The organism is Photorhabdus asymbiotica (genome assembly GCF_003634575.1).
GTDB classification, from domain to species: domain Bacteria; phylum Pseudomonadota; class Gammaproteobacteria; order Enterobacterales; family Enterobacteriaceae; genus Photorhabdus; species Photorhabdus asymbiotica.
Genome location: NZ_RBLJ01000001.1, coordinates 367,863 through 382,598 on the forward strand (window position 1 = coordinate 367,863; position 14,736 = coordinate 382,598).

Annotated in this window: 11 protein-coding genes; 3 read left to right on the top strand and 8 right to left on the bottom strand. The window is 38.4% G+C overall.

Translation table 11 applies throughout. The features are described from left to right. Window positions 1–5: 5 nt before the first annotated feature. Complete coding sequence (locus BDD30_RS01485) at window positions 6–422, top strand: winged helix-turn-helix domain-containing protein (RefSeq protein WP_231849210.1); 417 nt, start codon at window positions 6–8, stop codon at window positions 420–422. Window positions 423–653: 231 nt separating this feature from the next. Here BDD30_RS01485 and BDD30_RS01490 read toward each other — a convergent pair whose 3' ends face one another. From BDD30_RS01490 to BDD30_RS01515, 6 genes are all read right to left on the bottom strand, one after another. After that, window positions 654–1,781: a hypothetical protein gene (locus BDD30_RS01490; RefSeq protein ID WP_015834128.1), complete on the bottom strand. Its 1,128-nt coding sequence runs from the start codon at window positions 1,779–1,781 to the stop codon at window positions 654–656. Window positions 1,782–1,944: 163 nt separating this feature from the next. After that, window positions 1,945–2,934 carry a T6SS immunity protein Tli4 family protein gene (locus BDD30_RS01495; RefSeq protein ID WP_231849209.1) on the bottom strand — a complete coding sequence of 330 codons (990 nt, stop codon included), beginning with the start codon at window positions 2,932–2,934 and terminating at the stop codon, window positions 1,945–1,947. Between the two features lie 204 nt (window positions 2,935–3,138). Further along, entirely contained in the window at window positions 3,139–4,128 is a 990-nt protein-coding gene (locus BDD30_RS01500; protein ID WP_231849208.1) for a T6SS immunity protein Tli4 family protein, read from the bottom strand. A gap of 106 nt (window positions 4,129–4,234) precedes the next feature. Further along, window positions 4,235–5,821: an esterase/lipase family protein gene (locus BDD30_RS01505; RefSeq protein ID WP_015834125.1), complete on the bottom strand. Its 1,587-nt coding sequence runs from the start codon at window positions 5,819–5,821 to the stop codon at window positions 4,235–4,237. Window positions 5,822–6,539: 718 nt separating this feature from the next. Then, entirely contained in the window at window positions 6,540–7,163 is a 624-nt protein-coding gene (locus BDD30_RS01510) for a tail fiber assembly protein (RefSeq protein WP_015834124.1), read from the bottom strand. 2 nt (window positions 7,164–7,165) lie between these two features. Then, complete coding sequence (locus BDD30_RS01515) at window positions 7,166–7,867, bottom strand: phage tail protein (protein ID WP_015834123.1); 702 nt, start codon at window positions 7,865–7,867, stop codon at window positions 7,166–7,168. Between the two features lie 1,206 nt (window positions 7,868–9,073). Between BDD30_RS01515 and BDD30_RS01520 the strand changes: the two genes are divergently transcribed. Beyond that, on the top strand, window positions 9,074–10,030 hold the full coding sequence (locus tag BDD30_RS01520) for a hypothetical protein (protein WP_015834122.1): 957 nt from the start codon (window positions 9,074–9,076) through the stop codon (window positions 10,028–10,030). 546 nt (window positions 10,031–10,576) lie between these two features. Here the strand turns inward: BDD30_RS01520 and BDD30_RS01525 are convergent. Next, on the bottom strand, window positions 10,577–11,440 hold the full coding sequence (locus BDD30_RS01525) for a helix-turn-helix domain-containing protein (protein WP_015834121.1): 864 nt from the start codon (window positions 11,438–11,440) through the stop codon (window positions 10,577–10,579). A 501-nt stretch (window positions 11,441–11,941) separates the two neighbouring features. Here BDD30_RS01525 and xthA point away from each other — a divergent pair. Continuing rightward, window positions 11,942–12,748 carry an exodeoxyribonuclease III gene (gene xthA / locus BDD30_RS01530; RefSeq protein WP_015834120.1) on the top strand — a complete coding sequence of 269 codons (807 nt, stop codon included), beginning with the start codon at window positions 11,942–11,944 and terminating at the stop codon, window positions 12,746–12,748. Window positions 12,749–12,806: 58 nt separating this feature from the next. Here xthA and BDD30_RS01535 read toward each other — a convergent pair whose 3' ends face one another. Next, window positions 12,807–14,735: a DNA topoisomerase III gene (locus BDD30_RS01535; protein WP_015834119.1), complete on the bottom strand. Its 1,929-nt coding sequence runs from the start codon at window positions 14,733–14,735 to the stop codon at window positions 12,807–12,809. Between the last annotated feature and the right edge of the window lies 1 nt (window position 14,736).

The window sequence follows — 14,736 nt, forward strand, 5'->3', positions numbered from 1 at the left end:
AGAATATGTTTATCATTACGGAGAAAGAGAAACGCCTGCTGCTCGCATTGTGGGAGCATGCCTCACAAGGGAACATCTTAAACCGGGAACAACTCATCCCTCTGGTTTGGCCCGAACGCAAAAACGGAGTAGCAGAAACCAATCTATTGCAATTGATCTGTAAATTACGCCGGACACTACGCTATTGTGAGCTAGGCGAAGCAATACACACGGTATATCGACAAGGCTATCGTTTTATTTTGCCATTTCAGGATAAAGAACCAGAAGATAGCCAGTCCAAAAATACCCAATCAATCACTCCCACAAATACAATTCCCAAACCATCTTATTGGCGTTTCACCAAGTTTATTATTATGTTCATCACAGCAAGCATCTGGTTATCGACTGTCTTATATACCGCCCCTTTTCTAACTGAGAAATAACTATGACTTATATTTTAATCATTGAAGGAAATATTAATAAAACATTATTTTTCATTTTCAATTCTATTAAACATTCACCAATGGAGGCAAATTAAATAATAAGAAACAACAGAATTAATTCAGCTATCGCCTGCGGCTCATTCCGCAAATTTATGAGCCGCTTTAATCATTAATTATGATTCATCACTATGAAGATGTTTTGATTATTTCTTTGAGATTAATTTATATTTCTCACAAGTGTAATTCTTTTGTCATTAAATAGAGTATCGCACCACCATCAGGTAATTGATTAATGATGATATGGTCACTCTTTGTCAAACTGATTTCCTCAGTTAGCATAGCGGATACCAAAAACGCAGACAGCGGCCCTGGTGAACCAAAAGTATGATCAATTAAATGAATCGGGTTTTCCGGAGAGAAATTAAGTGAATGCTCATGGCTATAAATTGCCAGTTTAGTCAGTACATCATCAGTAATACCTGTTCCCCAAAGGTGCCACATATTTTTTTTATCAATACGGTTATATTCAAACAATATATGCAGATCTTGTATTATTTCTCCCGGTAACGAAGGTAATGCTCTTCCCATACCAGCCAGGATGTTTAATTTTTTCTGGATGGCAAATTTTGTCGATGAGAATAATTGAGCAGATACGAATTCGCTATATACCTTATTATCGCTTTCAGAAGGCCAGCACTGGAATGCAATAACCATTACCACCCCCTCAAAAGCCGCATCGTTGTATAACTTATCGATTTCATCCCGATTCGCTATGCGCACAAGCTCCACTTTCCACTTCTTACAGATAATTTTTTGGTACTGAAACAAGTCGATAGCAGGCGTTTCTGCAAGGTAAACTTTGTGCAAATGGTAGCGATAACCCGGACACTGTTTCTCAAAATCACGATCCATGTTATCCAATAATTGCCGGATATCTTTCGATGGTAAATACAGCGCCCGTCCTGTATGAGGAAAAGCAGGAATATCTTTCGGATCACCTAATAATGGCGCAACACCTTGCTGTTCCGGCGTCAAAATAATATTACCAACTACTGCCAGTTGCTTTCTGCTCCACTGCTGCCACTGGAAATGAGTTTCAGCGCTGGCCTCTTCCCAAGCATGCTCCGCCGTGCAATATCGCTCATAACGGTTTAGTACCGCGCCAAATAACATCAGCCACACAAAGAAAGCCGGTAAGCTGCCATAAATCGCAATATGAAAGAGATCAGTAGTACCGTTTAGAAAGGCGCCAACGAGTGTGCCAACAACCAGCATCAAAATCAAAACAATAAACCACCGCCGATAACGTAAAGGCGCCACTGCTTTGAGTTTAGGTATTTCAGGAATAGGCCAGCTCATAACGATAACTCCCTATTGTGATGAAACATAGGATTGAAAATCATATTCAGCCTCTCATAAGTTCATTATTTAAAAAATATCTGTTTTTTCGTGTTTGCTTATCTTTCCCTATCCCGATTTTTAATCCCTATATCCCTATAAGCATTTTCATTTAAAACGCATTTTATCGGGATTCAAAAGCTCCCGGTCTTTTACGGAAGGTACTCGTTACCGTATCCCAAAATGTAATTAGCTCATCGCCGGTATAGGGCGTCGGCGGTAATTGATAATTCTTCAACATAATACTGACATAGGGGTTTTTATAATCTCCGGCGGTTTCATTTGCAACTAACTCAAATTGATAGCGGGAACTATTATCAAAAGGTTGCAGACCGATTGCTAATAACTCTTCCGCATGAATACCGTTGACTTCCCGTTTCCCTTTTCTGGCTATTCCGCCACGGTTGGCATGCAAATCCTTTTCAATTTTATCAACACGTTCAAGCAAAGTACTTTCCCCTGTCAGATCATTAAGGATTTCAATACTGAACTTAAAGTTCTCATCCTTATTTCCTCGATAGACAAAACCTATATTTTCTCTCTCATTATGACTACCGGCAATAAACCCGTCAGGAATGCAAGTGCCTGCCACTGTCGGGATTTCGGTATCTTTTCTGCCACTGATTCTGGAAAGTAACTCATTCATTTTCTCCCGAGTTTGATACAACTCATTGTATTGCCTTTCAGAAAATCCGTTCCTTATATAAAAATCTCTATCTTCTTTATATTTATCATCTGATAACTCCATAAACTTCATTGTTACGGTAAAAGCAACTCCATTACTATACAAATGCGCTTCTAATACTCGGGCATAACCAGGAACAGCAGTATCTTCATTCCTGTCGAAAATCACACCTTCCATATTATCCTGAAGGCGATAAACTTTTTTTAAAAAAGGCATATCTTTTGGTTTAACATATTGCATCGTCTTTAATTCCTGCTCCCTTGACTCTATCCGATATTTAAACTCCGGTGGATATAAACGTTCAGTTTCTATTGTCGCCTCACCAATAAATATCCCATCATGAATAATATTGCCAAATGCCGCAGGGATATCAATCAGATAACGACCGACACAACGGGTCTGCATATTGGCTAACATTTCTGTTGTCACTTTCTTTTCCTTCTCAGTTAAATTGGGGTGATAAGGGTCAGGGAAATACCACCGCCATAAGGTATAAATAGCCAAGATAGATAATAAAACAAATAAGATATTTCTCTTATTCAATCTGCACCTACATATTCGCGTTTGCTTATCTTTCTCCATGCCAATTTCTAACCCTTATATCCCTATAAGCATTTTCATTTAAAACGCATTTTATCGGGATTCAAAAGCCCCCGGTCTTTTACGGAAGGTACTCGTTACTGTATCCCAAAACGTAATTAGCTCATCGCCGGTATAGGGCGTCGGGGGTAGCTGGTAATTCATTAACATAATACTGACATAGGGATTTTTATAATCTCCTGCGGTTTCATTTGCAATTAACTCAAATTGATAGCGGGAACTATTATCAAAAGGTTGCAGACCGATCGCTAATAACTCTTCCGCATGAATACCGTTGACTTCCCGTTTCCCTTTTCTGGCTATTCCTCCACGATTAGCATGCAAATCCTTTTCAATTTTATCAACACGTTCAAGCAAAGTATTTTCCCCTGTCAGGTTATTAATGATTTCAACACTAAACGAGAAATTATCATCTTTATTTCCCCGATAGACAAAAGTCATCCTCTCTTTCTCATTATGACTACCGGCAATAAACCCGTCAGGAATGCAAGTGCCTGCCACTGTCGGGATTTCGGTATCTCTTCTGCCGCTGATTCTGGAAAGTAATCTTTTCATTTTCTCCCGAGTTTGATACAATTTATTGTATTGCCTTTCAGAAAATCCACCTTTGATAAAATCATCCCTGTCTGCTTTATACTTATCATCTGATAACTCAATAAATTCCATTGTTACGGTAAAAGCAACTCCATTACTATACAAATGTGCTTCTAATACTCGGGCATAACCAGGAGTACCAGGACTTTCATTCCTGTCGAAAATTACACCTTCCATATTATCCTGGAGGCGATAGACCTTTTTTAAAAAAGGCATATCATTCGGATCAACATATTGCATCGTCTTTAATTCCTGCTCCCTTGACTCTATCCGATATTTAAACTCCGGTGGATACAGACGTTCAGTTTGTATTGCCGCCTCACCAATAAATATCCCATCATGAATAATATTGCCAAATGCCTCAGGGATATCAATCAGATAACGACCAACACAACGGGTCTGCATATTGGCTAACATTTCTGTTGTCACTTTCTTTTCCTTCTCAGTTAAATTGAGGTGATAAGGGTCAGGGAAATACCATCGCCACAAGGCATAAATAGCTATCACAGACAATAAAATAAATAAGATTCTTCTCTTATTCAATTTTCACCGCCTGAACCATCTTTACAATTGAACGCAGGGTAAATAACCGGGCTTTATCCCCGTCATATGCCCCTTCATGGTCGACATCCACGGCTAACTGACTGCGTAATTCTCGGGTTGCAATACGGCCAGCCTGTTCCGGCACGGTGCCATCCCCTTTCTCCGTTGGCGGTGCCAGTTTAAAAGTTTTCGCAGCAATATCCTGAAAAGCAGGCCCAACAGAAAACTGAACCATACGTGTTGTGCCAGTTTCCAAATCATAAGGATCATATACCGGCCGATTAAATGTCATACCGGAATAATCTTCCGTTTTATTGTAATAATCTTTACTGACTTCTTTCCAGGAGATAACTCCATATGACAGATGTTTCTCGCTGGCACCATAAAAGGCATAAGTATTAGGATGGTACTTACCACTCAATTTTTCAATAAATGGCCTGACTGTTTTTTTCATTAATTGCCAGTAATTACTCCAGCTTTCCTCATCTTTCCATTTATCTTCTTTATTCGGGTTTAAAAACCGGGTCTCACATAATCCCCACCATCGATTCTTTTCCAAATAGATTTCCTGATAAGGGTCGAATTCCGGCAATTTATGTGTAATTTTACCATCGGCGATATGTAACCAACCTTTACCATATGCCTTTCCGGGCAGGAGCTGTAAAGGACCGGGAGATTGTGCCAACACCGGGGTCATCTCCGCGCCATTACTGCCGATCACCAGCCCGGTTATGCCATCTTCTCCCGTTTTCATCCGTTTATAGGTCACGGGTGAGCCAGTATCAGGCATAACGCCATGTACAATGCCTAAAATATTATCCCGCCCCCCTAAATTTTCTGAATAATGACGGGCGACTAATCCCCCCATTGAGTGAGTAACTAAAATAACCTTCTTGATTGCACAGCGTTTGCCATAGGAACCTAAAACATCATCAACATATTCCGCCAGCCTCCTGGCGGAAACCTCGTTGGATTGCAACCAGTTATAACCCATCACATGGACCGGGTACATAAAACGATAACTGTGGTCAACCTCTTCTGAAGTCAGGGGTTCTTCACCCCACTCCGCCCCCAGATTCTGACCGATCAATTGTTGACGGGCGGTCTCTTTTCCCTTGCCCTCCATGCGATATTCAAACGCCAGACGCTCATCATCCAGCACCAGCTGAAGCCAGGGCAAAAAATGACCATAGCTCATATATGCTACCGTTCCCCAACCGCGTTGATAACGATCAGTAAATTTCCTCCCTTCGGCGATGTAATTATTTATTGCCCCCGAATCGTAAATCTCGGTGTTTTGAGGATCTAATGTTTCTTTCCTATAAGAAGCATCCTTCATTATCCAGCTTGCAACACCAAGCTTAGAATTGACCAACCAGACCGGAACATGATCTCTCGATTTTAAATTGCTCCCCATTACCCCCGGCAGGAAAATTACCGGGATCACCTTACTCGCGTATTTCAAACAAACTGCCACCAGATTTTCTTCCGTTCTGGCATTGGGTACGTTGTAGTACGGGCGACCACATTCATCATATTCCGGGTGAATATAAATTTTATTTTCACTGTTCTCACTCATGCTTTACTCCTCTATCTTCCTTCATTAACAGAATGAATTTTTTCTGGATAAAAACATTCTCTTAATGGGTGAATATAAAAATCAAGCTATTTTTTACTATATAGCACTATATGCTTAATCTTGAGAAAAGATAAATAATATTAAAAAACACAATTCATCAACAAAAACAAAACAACAATAAGATTTATTTTAAAAAAACTTGCATTTATCATAGTCATATAAATTGAAAATCATTTATCTACTTAACATTTGAATAATTCACAAATTTGATGATGAATCTCCATGATTTACAAAACATTTTAAATTAAAAAATATCATTATATTTCAATTCATTAATTGTTTGTTATTCAAAATGGTAAGGTTGTTTATCCTATCATTGTCACATGCTCATTCATTTATCTGACAACAGGAATATCCTTTTCATTGACGTAAAAGAGATAAACCCAATTACGACATAGATAATTAAACGTTTATTAAACAATGATTACCAACAAATGCATAATAAACGACTTTTTTAGAAATATTCCTAATACCATTTTAATATTTAAGCCAATTAACAAACAAAGAATGTACACAAATATATACAAACAGAAAAAGCATTCAATATGAAGTGTATTGATTGACTTTACACAATTAGATGGAGAAATGGGGATCAGTTCAGAAATGAAAAATAAGCTACAAACTTCTCCAAACATAAAGCCGGTTACCCGGCTTTCATTTATTTAGGCTGTTGCGGCCACTCAATATCAGGCGCCTGATTTACATCTACACGAGTGAGTAATACCCGGTATTTCTTCCATTCCAATAGCGCGGCTTCTTCTGCTTCAGTGGCAATTTCCAAGTCAATAGCATCCTGTAATAAAGACCGGGTTTCATTTGCCTGTCGTAACAGTTCGGTTTGCTGTTGCTTTGCCTGTTCAATTTGATTTACCTTTAGAGCTATATTATCAGTGACCCATTTTTCGCCATCCCATTTATCAAAATCAGTAACCGGTTGCTTGAATGTCAATGTTTCCGGTAATTCACCCAGTTCAATAATTTCTTGTTGTGTACCCGTTTGCGTATTGTAAGCTATTTTCTTACGGTAATCAGGGACAATTTCCCAATAACTTTCGTCCGCACTGCGACGCACAACCATATTATCGGTATCAGGAAAATTTGGGGCATCAGGATAAGCATGCGCGGATAAACCTACACCTTCAGCCACATATTCCAGATTAGTTCCAGCGAATTCTCTCGAACAAGGATTAACATGATAAACCTTTATCCAACCCGTTTTAGTCGCTAAGCCGTCTTCACCTAATATGGCGGTTTCAGTATCTAAGATATTTTCTTGTGTCATTATTATTCTGCCTTCACGATGTAGTTAAATGCGATATTTCGCGGTCTGAGCCGGATATAATCAACCCCAGTACCAATACTGTTTAATGATGATATTTTGTATCTGTTTTGCTTCGGATCATGATATGTAATTCCATCCCTCTGATGTATATTTTGCGCTACTCCTGCGTCGAAGTCCCCGGGATATTGCCCTAATGCAGAACCTTCTTGCCAAGACAACAATTTTCTCCCATTGTCAACACCACGTCTCTCATCCCAACCACGAATAAATTCGCCTCTTAAATCAGGTAATCTACCATTAGGATAGGCTTCGGCTAATTTCGGAAATTTCGATTTATCAAAAACCGCACCATTACATTGTATCCACCCTTCTGGCGGTATAGCAGTCGGCCAAGGAACAGGAATACCTACAGGAATATTAGAGATATTCGAAATTTTTTGCTCTAACGCTTTGTTTAACTGAGCAGTGAGTTTGGCTATATCACCGTCATCCAAAACATCATCGTTAGAATATGTCGCAATAAAATTAGCTACAACAGATGTTATTGTCGACGACTGACGTAATACCTTATTGAGCAAATGAACTGTAATATTGTCTGGTGGAAACCCTCTCCTCAAACTTGGGCTTTCTTCATATCCTTCTTGGCTCACTACATTTGCATTATTACTAATAGAAAAAGCCTTAAAATCATTTTTACGATTCATATACTCTCCTGGAGTCAAATAATATTATTTCATAACTACATATTTAATTATTGTACAAATGATTTTTCACAACCCTACCAAGTTCAGAGTCTAACTCAAAAAAACAATAATACCATGTTAGTATTTACTTAATGTTTTTATTACTTATAAAATTAACTATTCCCCCTTATTTCTTCTATACCCTTCATCCTTCAAGTTGCTGCTTTGTTGGCTGCTTTCTCTCACCCCAGTCACAGAGTTATCTATGCTCCTGGGGATTCGTTCACTTGCCTCCGCGCTGCAACTCGAAATTTATTGGGTATATTCCTTCCTGCAACTTAAATCAAATTGATAGCTGAGACTATTATCAAAAGGTTGCAACCCGATTGCTAATAACTCTTCCGCATGCATACCATTTACTTCCCGTTTCCCTTTTCTTGCTATTTCGCCACAATTAACATGCTTTACTCCTTTATCTTCATTAGTAGAATGAAATTTTTATAGACAGAATATTTTCTTAATGGGTGAATATAAAAATTAAGATATTTTTTACTATATAGCACTATATGTTTAATCTTAAGAAAAGATAAATAATATTAAAAAACACAATTCATCAACAAAAAAACAACAATAAGATTTATTTAAAAAACTTGCATTTATCATAGTCATATAAATTGAAAATCATTTATCTATTTAACATTTGAATAATTAACAAATTTGATGATGAATCTCCATTATTTACAAAACATTTTAAATTAAAAAATATCATTATATTTCAATTCATTAAGTGTTTGTTATTCAAAGTGGTAAGGTTGTTTATCCTATCATTGTCACATTCTCATTCATTTATCTGACAACAGGAATATCATTTTCATTGACGTAAAATAGATAAACCTCAATTACACCATAGAAAATTAAATATTAATTAAACAAGATTACCAAAAAGTTCATAATAAATTAAATTTTAAGGAATATTCCTAATGCTATTTTAATAAAAATACACTTATAAGAAGATAGAAAAATAAGCACTGAAAATCTGAAAAGAATTATCAATACTTAAAGAGAATCTATAATTATTGAGATGGGTGATTATTAATCTGATATCATCAATTAATAAACAGAGTAATTTTATAATGTTAAACAGATTAATAAGCTAATTGAACTATTCTCCTGAGTTAAATTGTTATAATCTCATCTTAAACACCCTTACAATTAAGGATGAAAACAATGACGTTAAAACAATTCACTTTTGCTACTCTGCTTTTTAGCTTGCTGTCAACTCCCGTGCTCGCAGAAAAACCGCAAAACTTTCTTTACACTTCATCTGATGACCTTAATCAGTTACGTTCTCTACTAGAACGACAGGATATTGATGGTGTGCAAATTATTTATAACTGGAAGCAACTGGAGAGTGCACCAGGAAAATATGATTTCTCTGCGATCGAGAAAGATCTGATGTTACTTGGTAAGATCCAAAAAAAACTGTTTATCCAAATTCAGGATCGCTTTTTTGAGAAAAATGCCCGCTATATCCCATTTTATCTTCAACAGGACATAAAATATCAAGGCGGATTAGTCCCACAGATTGATAATCCCGGAGAAGACAAAGCGCAAGGTTATGGCTGGGTTGCTATCCAGTGGAATTCAGAGTTGCGCAAACGCTATCAAAATCTGCTTGCTGCGTTAGCAAAAGAGTTTGATGGTCGTATTACCGGTATTAACTTGCCAGAAACCGCAATTGATATTGACATGAAGCATGACAAAACCGGATTTAGCTGTGACCACTATTTTGCTGCCGAACTTGACAATGTCAAATTTGCCCGTCAAGTATTCAAAAAATCCTATGTGGTGCAATATGTTAATTTTTGGCCATGCGAATGGAATAACGATCATCAATATATGTCTCGTCTATTTGATTTCGCGTTGAAAAATAAGATTGGTCTCGGTGGTCCAGATATCGTGCCATATAAACCCGCTCAGATGCAAAACGCCTACCCATTTTTCAATCGTTACAAAGGCAAACTGGATTTGGTCGCAATGGCAGTCCAAGAGCCTACCCTGACCTATACCAACCCGAAAACTCAAAAACCATTTACCCAAGAGGAGTTCACCAATTTTGCTGAAAACTACCTGGGGGCTAACATCATTTTTTGGAGCACCACTACGCCGTGGCTGAAGCAGTAAACCAAAATCCATACTGGCTGATGGGTATTATGTATGACGCCAGAATGAACTGTGGTTGACAGCTACTAGATACAACAAAAAAGGCCGTAAATAACGGCCTTGAATAATCTGATGCCGGAAAAATACCGGCACAGAAACAATCTATTGCTAACCTCAAAAAATGCATGGTACTTACAAAGTTCTTTTACACACCGAATAAGGTTTGGCTGAACGGAGCAAAACAACAACATAATTTGGTATCCGTTAGCTCGAAAAGTGAGGTAACAAGTCATCTTTCCTCACTATACCCTTATCTTTCAAGCTGCTGCTTTGTTGGCTGCTTTCACTTACCCCAGTCACATAGTTATCTATGCTCCTGGGGATGCGTTCACTTGCCGCCGCGCTGCAACTTGAAATCTATTGAGTATATAATCAAACATTCTTTTGGATATTCAAATAAAACTACAATAAATATAGATTTCCTATTTAGCCACAGTGAAAACTTTCTATATAACTATGGAATAACAACGCGGAGCTTACAATAAGCTACTCCGCGTAAAATAAACTTTAATTCATATCATTAACTGAATCGATAAAACGATTTAGTACACTTGAATGTGATTTAGATTTATAAATATAACATTGGTTTGCTGCACCAGGTTTTACAATAGGAACAAAACTCAAAGCATCTCCTCCCTCTAATTCATCTGGATGAGAATCTGTAATAAAAATATAATCTCTTGAATAAATAAAATTCAAGCAGCATCCCATATTATCCATTTGGCGCATATTCACTTTTCCACCACTTTGAATAACTTCTTCTTCCAAGTTTTTAATGAAACTGCTTTTATAAAGTACAGGATCGCATAACCAAGTATTATTTTTTAGCAATTGCATTACATCACCACCAGCAATATCTAATAATTCTTTTCGGCAGCAAATGCCCAATTCAGGTCCCTTTATTTTACGAATAAGACTGAAACGGTCACTTAGTATCTTTTCTGAGCTTAGAATGAGCGTGTTGCCGTCATAATCCACTATTTCTTCAATGTTATCATAACTAAACCGGAATATATTTACCTGGGAGCTATTTCTGTCAGCTGCCTTATATAAATAAATTAGATGCTTGTTTTTCCCCCAATCGTAATAAATATTAACTATGTTACATATACTACCACTGATATGTTTTTTAGTTATTTCTTTTTCTTGTAAATAAAGATCTTTAAGATCATTATATAATTCTAAACCATCTTTAGTCAGACTCATCCCAAATTTCTCCCTTTTGAAAAGGCGCTTCCCTAATGTTGCCTCGAAGTCTTTGATTGATTTAGCTACTGGAGGAGTTGTACGGTTCATCACTCTTGCCGCTTTACTTAAAGAACCATTTTCCACCACTGCCATGAATGCTTCTAATTTACGAGAAAAAAACATAATTCACCGTTCCTATATAACCTGTGGCTAAAATAATTTCTTTGAAATAGCCTTCACCAAATGACAGCTAAATCAAGTTTGATACGTGAAGGCGTAAATTTTGTACAAAAAAACAAATACTTCTCAAACATATACCACATAAAAAAAGCTTATGTTCAATACATAGGTGGCTCAATAAACGCTATTATTCATGTTTATCATGGTTCAAAAATTAATCTTAACCAATCAACCATTAGAAAATATAAACATTACTAACGAGCTCAATTTTCTATCAAAGATTAGGATAGGGTTCTACATTTTTCAGTAATCAATTTTTGTAACACTAGAGATAAAAACGGTCTACCAGAGGTGCTTTCTCACTATAAATTATTATATTTTTCACAATGAATTATAATATTGAGGGTTCCGTTACTATTTCGCCCTGAGCATTGTCAATAGTTACTTTTTAAAATCCATCTGTTACTATTGTTCTTGTGTCTTTTTACTGGATGGCTGTAAAAGATGAAATTTATCTCTTTTAATATTAATGGATTACGTGCCCGCCCCCATCAGTTAGCTGCAATCGTAGAGCTACATCAACCCGATGTTATAGGTTTACAGGAAACAAAAGTTCATGATGAGCTGTTTCCTTTAGAAGAGGTCAACAAGCTTGGCTATCATGTATTTTATTACGGTCAGAAAGCCCATTACGGCGTTGCGCTGCTAACACGTCAGGCTCCTATTGCTGTACACCGTGGGTTTCCAGGGGATGATGAAGATTCCCAACGCCGTATTATCATGGCAGACCTGGAAACCCCTCACGGGCTATTAACAGTCATTAATGGCTATTTCCCACAAGGGGAAAGCCGTGACCATCCAGTGAAATTTCCCGCAAAAGAGAAGTTTTATCAGGACCTACAAAGCTATCTGGAACAGAATTTATCCCCCCAGTCGCAAGTACTTATCATGGGTGATATGAATATCAGTCCGACAGATTTGGATATCGGGATTGGTGATAACAACCAAAAGCGGTGGTTAAAAACAGGTAAATGTTCTTTTCTGCCAGAAGAACGAGATTGGATGGATCGTCTGAAAGATTGGGGCCTGGTTGATACATTCCGGCACCTGAATCCAGAATGTAACGACCAATTTTCCTGGTTTGATTATCGTTCAAAAGGGTTTGATGATAACCGCGGGCTGCGTATTGATTTGCTGTTCGCAAGTAAACCATTAGCAGAGCGCTGTATTGCTACAGGTATTGATTACAAAATCCGTGAGATGGAAAAACCTTCAGATCATGCACCTGTCTGGGCAGAATTTGAAATTTGATGTTCTAGTTAGCACCGAATATCAACGGCTTTTTTCAGAATAACGCAACAATTGCGCCCTACGGCGCAGTTGCTTTAGTGTTTTTCCCTGATTTTGATTTTTTCCCGTTTTTACCTTTAACCGGGACAGGAGGTAAATCACGGAAAGCTTGCAAATTACGGCTCTGCTTAGCTTGCCAGATTAACTGCTGCAATGTCTCCTCAAGCGGCTTCATGAAATCCTGGTAGCGGAACTGTTTCTCACTGATTTGCGTTAACCGAGATTCCCAATGTGCCGTCATATCCGGTAAAGCAGCTATATCAGGCAAGACATGAATCAACGCCCTACCCGCTGGCGTTGCATGAATATAACGTCCTTTTTTATAAAGAAATTCCCGTTTAAATAACAATTCGATAATGCCAGCCCGCGTTGCTTCAGTCCCTAATCCATCTGTTGCCCGCAGAACTTTTTTTAGCTCCTTATCCTGTACAAAACGAGCGATTCCAGTCATAGCAGAAAGGATGGTCGCATCAGTAAATGGCTTTGGCGGTTGCGTCTGGCGGTCCACCACTTCTCCTCTTTCACACAATAACTCATCACCTTTAGCAACCACGGGTAATGGTGTTCCGTCGTTTTCTTCATCGCGTTCCTTATTACCAAGCAATGTTCTCCAACCTGCTTCAGCAAGAAAACGAGCTTTAGCTATAAATTTTCCACCAGCAATTTCCAATTCAATAACACATTTTCGGAATATCGCATCTGGGAAAAACTGCATCAAATATTGTCTGGCAATCAAACCATAAATATTAGCTTCATTGTCTGTCAGATTTATATGGCTATTTCGTGCAGTAGGAATAATTGCATGATGAGCATCAACCTTTTTATCATCCCAACAACGATTCTTTCTATCTACTTCCAGTAGATCCTGAGGTAACAGATTTATTGTGTGAACAGATATCGCATTAAGCACTGCATGACGCCCGGCAAAATGCTCTTCAGGCAAATAACGACAATCAGAACGGGGATAAGTAATCAATTTATGCGTTTCATATAACCGCTGACAAATATCCAATATTTGTTGCGCATTCAAACCAAAGCGTTTAGCTGCCTCAATTTGCAATGAGGATAATGAAAACGGCAAAGGTGCAACTTCAGATTCCCGTTTATCCTGATACGACGTCACATAGGCTGGCTGACCAGTTATTCTGGCAACAACATGTTCAGCCAGAGGCCGGTGTATCAATCGACCTTCTTCATCCTGAAAATCGATACAAGATTCACTTGGCTGCCAAATCGCGGTAAAACGTTCATCTTTCGGCGTAACAATATGAGCTTTCACCTCAAAAAAGTCTTTTGGTACGAAATGCTCAATTTCTTCATCCCGGCGAACAACTAATCCCAAAACAGGTGTCTGAACCCGCCCAACAGATAATACGCCCCGATACCCGGCATTGCGTCCAAGCAAGGTGTAAGCCCGAGTCATGTTTATACCATACAGCCAATCAGCTCTGGCTCTGGCGAGAGCAGAAACGCATAGCGGAATAAAATCCCGGTTATCTCTCAACCGGTCAACCGCTTTAGCAACTGCTTGTGGATTTAGATCATTTATCAGACAACGGCGAACATTTTTCCTCTTTTCACCATCCAGATTCAAAAAATCCAACACCTCATCCACCAACAGTTGCCCTTCACGATCCGGGTCACCAGCATGTACCACTTCATCTGCTTTTTTCAACAATTCCTGAATGATATCCAGTTGCTTCGCCACAGAGGGGCGAGGTTTTAACTGCCATTTTTCAGGAACAATAGGAAGATCAACCAATGACCAACGAGCAAAGCGACTGTCATAGGCATCAGGTTCTGCCTGCTCCAGTAAATGCCCAATGCACCAGGTAACAAATTGGTTATCCCCACAAGCAATAAAGCCATCACCACGGCGATGCGGTTTAGGTAGAACATCTGCAATCGCCCTGGCCAAACTTGGTTTTTCTGCAATAAAAAGCCGCATG

Excerpts from the sequence above, each read along its gene's own strand:
- BDD30_RS01485 (WP_231849210.1), top strand. The coding sequence starts at position 6 with ATGTTTATCATTACGGAGAAAGAGAAACGCCTGCTGCTCGCATTGTGG.
- BDD30_RS01490 (WP_015834128.1), bottom strand. The coding sequence starts at position 1,781 with ATGAGCTGGCCTATTCCTGAAATACCTAAACTCAAAGCAGTGGCGCCT.
- BDD30_RS01505 (WP_015834125.1), bottom strand. The coding sequence starts at position 5,821 with ATGAGTGAGAACAGTGAAAATAAAATTTATATTCACCCGGAATATGAT.
- BDD30_RS01510 (WP_015834124.1), bottom strand. The coding sequence starts at position 7,163 with ATGACACAAGAAAATATCTTAGATACTGAAACCGCCATATTAGGTGAA.
- BDD30_RS01515 (WP_015834123.1), bottom strand. The coding sequence starts at position 7,867 with ATGAATCGTAAAAATGATTTTAAGGCTTTTTCTATTAGTAATAATGCA.
- BDD30_RS01520 (WP_015834122.1), top strand. The coding sequence starts at position 9,074 with ATGACGTTAAAACAATTCACTTTTGCTACTCTGCTTTTTAGCTTGCTG.
- BDD30_RS01525 (WP_015834121.1), bottom strand. The coding sequence starts at position 11,440 with ATGTTTTTTTCTCGTAAATTAGAAGCATTCATGGCAGTGGTGGAAAAT.
- xthA (WP_015834120.1), top strand. The coding sequence starts at position 11,942 with ATGAAATTTATCTCTTTTAATATTAATGGATTACGTGCCCGCCCCCAT.
- BDD30_RS01535 (WP_015834119.1), bottom strand. The coding sequence starts at position 14,735 with ATGCGGCTTTTTATTGCAGAAAAACCAAGTTTGGCCAGGGCGATTGCA.